Below are 6,232 nucleotides of genomic sequence, written 5' to 3' on the forward strand. Positions count from 1 at the left end.
CATCAAAAGTAGTGTGAGAGAACAGTTGTCATGGGACAGTGCCGAACGTGGCGTAGGCGCTGCCGAACGACCGGTAGAGAGTGCCGAGTGAGAGTTCCCCCGCATGCCATTTAAATACGCTCGTCACGAAAGACAGTCGATGTTTCTGGGTCACGGGCTGTTGGCGTTCGCCCTCGTCGCCCTCGGGGGCCACGCCGTCGGGTGGTCGCGCGAGCGTGCGCTGTGGCTCGGTGTCCTCGCCGGCGCCTTCGCGACAGTCCCCGACGTGGACATGGTCTACGCACCCATCGGCCTCCTCGGTGGCGTGAACGGCCTCCTCGACGCCTCCGAGGCGTTCTGGAACGCCAGCGCCGTCGTCCACCGCACGGTGACCCACTCGCTCGTCCTCGGTACAGTCGCGGCGCTCGCGTACGGCCTGGTCGCCGTCCGGTACCGCTCGTCGCTCCCCGCTCGCTCTCGGCTGGCCGCCGTGATTGCCGGGGGCGCACTGCTCGTGGGACTGGTCGTCACCGCGGCCGTCGTCAGCGGTGGGCTCGCGGCCGTCGTCCTCGCGCTGTTCTGTCTCGCCGGGCTCGCGGTCGCAGTCGGTGCCGCCAGACGCGGCGTCGACGCCCACCTCGTCGGGGTGACGGCCCTCGTCGGGCTCGCGACTCACCCGTTCGGGGACCTGTTCACCGGCCAGCCACCGGCGATGCTCTACCCGTTCGACGTGACCGTCTTCGCCGAGCGTGTGGCGCTCCACCCCGACCCGACGCTGCACCTGCTGGGCGCGTTCGCTGTCGAGTTGGCGACGATCTGGCTGGCCGCCTACGCGCTCGTTAGCCTCACCGACCGGCGCGTTCGCGACCACCTCAGCCCTCGGGCCGGTCTCGGGGCTGGCTACGCCGCGGCGGCGCTGGCGATCCCGGCCCCCACCCTCTCCACGTCCTATCCGTTCGTGTTCTCGATCCTGCCGCTGGCCTCCGTCGGCGCCGTCGGGACCGCACGCGGCCGTCTCGGTCGGTTCCCGATTCAGCGGTTCCGTCCCACCGTCTCGGACTGGCCGACGGCGCTGGCAACCGGGCTGGCCGCCGTGACGCTGGCCGCCGTGGGCTACACGCTCGCTTACCTTCTGGTCTGAGCCGATAACGTTTCACACCGAGACGCCGTACCTCGGTGGTATGGACGAGGTGGGACTGAGCCGACTCCTCCGGAGTCGTCGGGGAAACGCGGTTCTGGCGTGGGCGTTCGTCGGTCTGGTACTGAGCACGAGCCTCACGAGCGTGGTGACGGGGAACCTGCTCTGGACGGCCTTCAGCGCTGCCGTCGCCCTCATCGCACTCCTGCCGGCCCTGCAGTTGCGCTCGGTCTGGGTGATGCCGCCGTGGGAGATCGTCCTGCTGGCGACCGCGCCGGTCCTTGGACACACGTTTGCAATCGAGTTGCTGACCGGCCAAGCCCAGAACACTGCCCGCTACATTTCGGTCGCGGCGCTTTCCTTGCTCGTAGCCGTCGACCTCGACGGGTTCACCGCCGTCGAGATGACCGAGGGATTCGGCGCGCTGTTCGTCGTCGTCACGACGCTCGCGACGGCCGGCGTCTGGGCGGTCGCTCGCTGGACCGCCGACGGTCTCTTCGGTACGGGCTTTCTCGCCTCCGAGCACGCGCTGATGCTCGAATTCGTCGGGTCGGCCACCGCCGGTGCCATCGCCGGCCTGGTGTACGTGTTCTACGTGCGGCGGCGGATTCGGCCCCGCAAGCGCGTTCCAGAGGAGGTCGATCTGGCGTGAGACTCCGCGACGTGATCGGCATCTCGACGCGGATCCAGGCTCGCCTCTCGTGGGCGATGGAGGTGCTGCTGGTCGGCATCCTGCTGATTGGGCTCTACCGCGGTGGCCCAGGCGTCGTCGTCAACACTCTCATCGCGCTGGCGGTCACCCAGCTCCCGCCCCTGCTCGAACGGGACTACGAGATTCCGATGGATCCGGCGCTGACGCTATGGATCACGACGGCGGTCTTCCTGCACGCGCTCGGGACGCTCGGACTGCCCTGGTCGGACCTCTCGTTCTACCAGTCGATCTGGTGGTGGGACCACCTCACCCACGGCCTGTCGGCCTCGGTCGTGGCCGCCGTCGGCTACGCCACGGCCCGGTCCTTCGACGAGCACGCCGACGGCGTCGTCCTCCCGCCGAAGTTCATGTTCGTGTTCATCCTGTTGTTCGTCCTCGCATTCGGCGTCCTCTGGGAGGTGCTGGAGTTCCTGCTGACCGAAGTCACGGCCGCGTTCGGGATCGGCACCTTCCTCACCCAGTACGGCCTCGAAGACACGATGCTAGATCTGGTGTTCGACTCGGTGGGTGCGGTACTCGTCGCAACCTGGGGCACCGCCCACCTCAACGACATGTTCGGGGCGCTGGACGAGCGCATCGAGGAGTGGCTGGCGACGCGCAACGAGTGAGTCGCCGCCGGGTCAGAGGAAGAGTGCCGGAATCGTGTTCCGGAAGATGTTGACCGAGATCACGAACAGCAGGGCGACGACGAACCAGTTGAACTTCGCCTCGTCGATCTCCAGTCGCCGGAGGTAGGTCCCGATGAGCAGGCCGACGACGGTGACGACGGCGACGACCGACCCGAGCCAGAGCCGGTAGGTCGTCATGAGGTCGGTGAAGAGGATCATCTGGACGATCCGGACGGTGAAGATGGTCGCCAGCACCATCGAGAGCCCGCCGATGTACCGCTCCACGTCGCGCTCGAAGGTGTGGAAGTACGCCGGCAGGAGCGGCCCGAGGTTGGCAACCGCCAGCAGGAATCCCTCCAGAAAGCCGGCCGACCCGAGCGCCACCGGGTGATGTGCCTCCTGAACCGTCACGAAGTTCTGGACGACCTGGAAGACGACGTAGCCGAAGAGTATCAGGCCGATCAGGAACGGGACGATGGGGCCGGCGCTGAACTCGGCCAGAAAGACCACGCCCACGACCGAGCCGATCACTGCCAGCGCCAGCAACGCCCACTCCTCACGGACGAATTCCAGTCCCGTGTCCGTCTCGCCGATCTGGAACATGTTGAGCATCCACGGCGGGATCGCGAGGACGACGACCGCCAGCGTCGGGTCGATCACCGTCGCGAAGATCGGCGTCGTGATCAGCGCGTACCCGAAGCCGATCATGCCCTTGACCGCGCCCGCGACGACCGCCACGAGGACGAACGCGGCGAGCAAACCGGCCGACACGTCCGACTGGAGGCCCTTGGTGACGCTGTCGACGCCGGGGAAGAAGACGACAGACCCGGCGACGACCATCGCCGTCGCAAAGACCATCATCACCTCGCGGTACTGGAACGCCCGCAGATTCGCGAGGAACTGTGCTACGTCGAGTTGCGTGTTGCTCGTACCCATGGATGAACTGACGAGCGGTCTCGACTCGTCGGTCGTCGTCCGTACTCGCTCCGACCTTATCCATCTGCACTTGCCCGTAAGAATGGGGTCCAGTCGGTGATCGATGACACACCGTGAACCACCAGCAGCAACCCCTGAGATCCCGTTCGCCGGACGAACCTCCCGACTCGACAGCGACAGAGGAGGAAGCAACATTTTCCGGGAGGCGCGAGTGTCGCCAGTCAGCCACCGTGCCCCGACGGCCGAGTGGGGCACCGGTCGTATCGACGGGGCACGTCCAAGCCGTCGCGCAGACGGTCAGAGAATGACACCCGGAACACTGCCGGGCAAGCATCTACTAGTAGGCCCGGTGGAAGTAGAGCGAGTCCTCCGTGAAGCAACCACTTGTCGAACTGGCCGACGGTTTCAATTATGTAATTACCGTTTCGGGCGACGGCGTCAGCGGAGCATAGATTTTAATTCGATATGATCTGAAACTGCTAGAAGGTCTTAATATCGTGTACAACAACATAGGGTGATGAGTCCCGATTCCGACGGTTCGTCAAAACACTCGGGTCCAGAGTCCCAACTGAAGGAGTTGCACGGGGCGACGCGGGAGCTTATGCAGGCCGGGGACGAACCCGAAATTGCAGCGATTGCAGTTAGAGCCGCGACATCTATTTTGGACTTCCCACTGAGCGTCTTCTGGAAAGTGCCATCTGATGAGGATGTACTTCAGGCTGAGGCTATTTCTGAGCCCCTGCAGGAGTATGTTGAGACGCCCGAAGAGCCCAACAGAGTGATGAGACACGAACAGGGGAGCTGGCTCTGGGAGTACTACGAACACGGCGAGACGAAGCGCGTGGTCGTCAGTGAGAAGGATACGGCTTCTGATGCTCCGCTACACGGAGGAATTACCGTCCCACTAGCGGACTACGGACTCTTGACAGCGGGGACACGAGAAAAAATCGAACCGACAAAACAGGATGAACGGTTGGCCGATATTCTCGGCAAAAACGTCCTCTCAGCACTTGAGCGCGTTGAACACGAACAGGAGCTACGAGAACAACGCAACAACCTCGATCTTCTGAATCGAATCGTCCGGCACGACATCGCTAACAACCTACAGGTTATCAGTGGACATGCTGATTCGCTTCAAACAGTAGAGCACGACGATATAAGGCCTCAGATCGATCAAGTTCAACAGAGCGCACGGGACGCCTCAGAACTGCTGAAGACAGCTGGGGACCTTGCGACCGTGATGTGCAAGACGGAGTGGCAGACCAGCCCAGTCCCGCTTGCCCCGGAACTCTCGTCCGTAATAGAAACTGTAGACTCGACCTACTCCGACGCCCAGATTACTATCACTGATGAACTGCCGTCGGTTCAGGTGCAGGCTGGTGAGCTCTTGAAATCTATATTCAGGAATGTCCTCACGAATGCCGTGCAACACAACGATTCAGAACCACCCACTGTAACCGTGACCGCGACTGAATCGAATGAGGTGGTGGACGTCGAAATAGCTGATAACGGGCCTGGCATTCCTGACGACAGAAAAGACGAAATACTACAGAAGGGAAATAAGGGGCCGGAAAGCGCCGGGACTGGAATCGGACTCCACCTCGTTGAAACCCTCAGTGACGCGTACGGCGGTGGGGTTTCCATCGAAGATAATGAGCCATCAGGGACCGTGGTTACGATTACACTCCCAAAAGTCGGGGCAGATTCGTGACTCTTGACACCGTTCAGCTGGTCGTGTCCAATTGAGCGTAAAAAATGAGGCGGGAGAATGTCCTGGGCCGACGGCAGAAATCGTCCGCCCCAGCGGCCAGAAAGCGGCAGTTGTAATTATATACCGAACTGTACACCCGGAACACTACCGGGTGAGTTTCTACTAGGAGGCTCGGTGAAACTGAAACAGTCCGCGACCGCGGGCGAAAAGCCGAGCAGAGGAGTTACTCGTCTTCGAGGGCGTCGTAAATTTCGCGGTGTTGGTCCCGGTCGGCCTCGGCGACACGGAGTGCAAGCTCGCGCTGGATATCCCCCATGACGTCGTCGAGTGGCGTTGTTTCATCCTCTTGCTCTTCAGTCGTCATGGATGTGTCTCACCCGTGGTCGCCGTTAATCGTTCTCCTCCGGCAGTTCCCAGCGGAGAATTGCGTGGTCGCCGTTCGTCCGGTCCCATTCGTGAACCGCCTCGGGGTCAAGCCCCGAGGCACTCGGCCTGCCCCGCCTGTAGATGTAACGAACCACCGGAATGCAGGCACATCGGTCAAAGTCGTTCACTCATCGAACGAAATGCACAGGAGACTGAGGTAGTGAGTGTGGCATTAAAAAATATCAAAATCCCAAAAATAAAAAACGGTCAGGACGGGAGGCGGCGGCATCCGTTCAGTGGCTGAACGAACTCTTTTGGAGCGGCTCTATTGCCAGTTTTGATTGACTCGTGAAACGCCGCTTCAGCGGACGGTACTGGGAAGCAATTCACAATGGTCTCTTGGTACCGACGGTTGCCACCGATTGTCGCCGGCATCTTCACAACTGGCGATCGGAAACAACGGCTTGCGTCGCCGCACATCAACAGTTGGCAGTTATTTTCACGCCCAAAAATAGAAATATATAGAAAACGAAATATTGAATATGCGACTCATCAGCATTAAGAACGTCTCTGTCTCATATTTCATGAGAAGAATGACGAGAGTTTAACAAGACTTAAGAGCGGCAAGACATATTTGTTTTTGCCATGATCGGCTGGCGGTGTTCAGATAAGGATGAAGAGTGAGGCGGTGTGTTTTCTGAGTGATCTGTGCCCGAAAACACACGCCTCGGCGGTAGTATCGACCAGATCGACTTAGAGTTTGTTGAACGCGAGGCGACACC

At 61.3% G+C, this 6,232-nt stretch carries 6 protein-coding genes and 1 pseudogene; 5 read left to right on the forward strand and 2 right to left on the reverse strand.

All coding sequences use genetic code 11. The annotated features are described in order from the left end of the window. Positions 1–139 precede the first annotated feature (139 nt). From MU521_RS11315 to MU521_RS11325, 3 genes are read left to right on the forward strand one after another with little or no spacing between them, the layout of a single operon-like run. Positions 140–1,120 (forward strand): metal-dependent hydrolase, encoded by a 981-nt coding sequence (locus tag MU521_RS11315; protein ID WP_092692062.1) that lies wholly within the window; start codon positions 140–142, stop codon positions 1,118–1,120. Between the two features lie 40 nt (positions 1,121–1,160). Then, entirely contained in the window at positions 1,161–1,769 is a 609-nt protein-coding gene (locus MU521_RS11320; RefSeq protein ID WP_092692059.1) for a hypothetical protein, read from the forward strand. Then, positions 1,766–2,437 carry a DUF2238 domain-containing protein gene (locus MU521_RS11325; RefSeq protein WP_092692056.1) on the forward strand — a complete coding sequence of 224 codons (672 nt, stop codon included), beginning with the start codon at positions 1,766–1,768 and terminating at the stop codon, positions 2,435–2,437. The genes MU521_RS11320 and MU521_RS11325 overlap by 4 nt, the downstream gene beginning before the upstream one ends. A gap of 12 nt (positions 2,438–2,449) precedes the next feature. On the opposite strand, the gene MU521_RS11330 is transcribed toward MU521_RS11325, so the two are convergent. Next, entirely contained in the window at positions 2,450–3,373 is a 924-nt protein-coding gene (locus MU521_RS11330) for a TSUP family transporter (RefSeq protein ID WP_092692053.1), read from the reverse strand. Between the two features lie 517 nt (positions 3,374–3,890). Here MU521_RS11330 and MU521_RS11335 point away from each other — a divergent pair. Beyond that, positions 3,891–5,084 carry a GAF domain-containing sensor histidine kinase gene (locus MU521_RS11335; RefSeq protein WP_092692051.1) on the forward strand — a complete coding sequence of 398 codons (1,194 nt, stop codon included), beginning with the start codon at positions 3,891–3,893 and terminating at the stop codon, positions 5,082–5,084. Between the two features lie 223 nt (positions 5,085–5,307). Here the strand turns inward: MU521_RS11335 and MU521_RS11340 are convergent, their stop codons facing one another. After that, positions 5,308–5,448, reverse strand: coding sequence for a hypothetical protein (locus tag MU521_RS11340; protein ID WP_175452855.1), 141 nt, complete (start codon positions 5,446–5,448; stop codon positions 5,308–5,310). A gap of 710 nt (positions 5,449–6,158) precedes the next feature. On the opposite strand from MU521_RS11340, the pseudogene MU521_RS21635 reads away from it, so the two are divergent. Continuing rightward, positions 6,159–6,232: pseudogene (locus tag MU521_RS21635) on the forward strand (IS6 family transposase); the annotation flags it as partial.

Origin of the sequence: Halorientalis regularis (assembly GCF_023698535.1) — an archaeon.
GTDB classification, from domain to species: Archaea; Halobacteriota; Halobacteria; order Halobacteriales; family Haloarculaceae; genus Halorientalis; species Halorientalis regularis.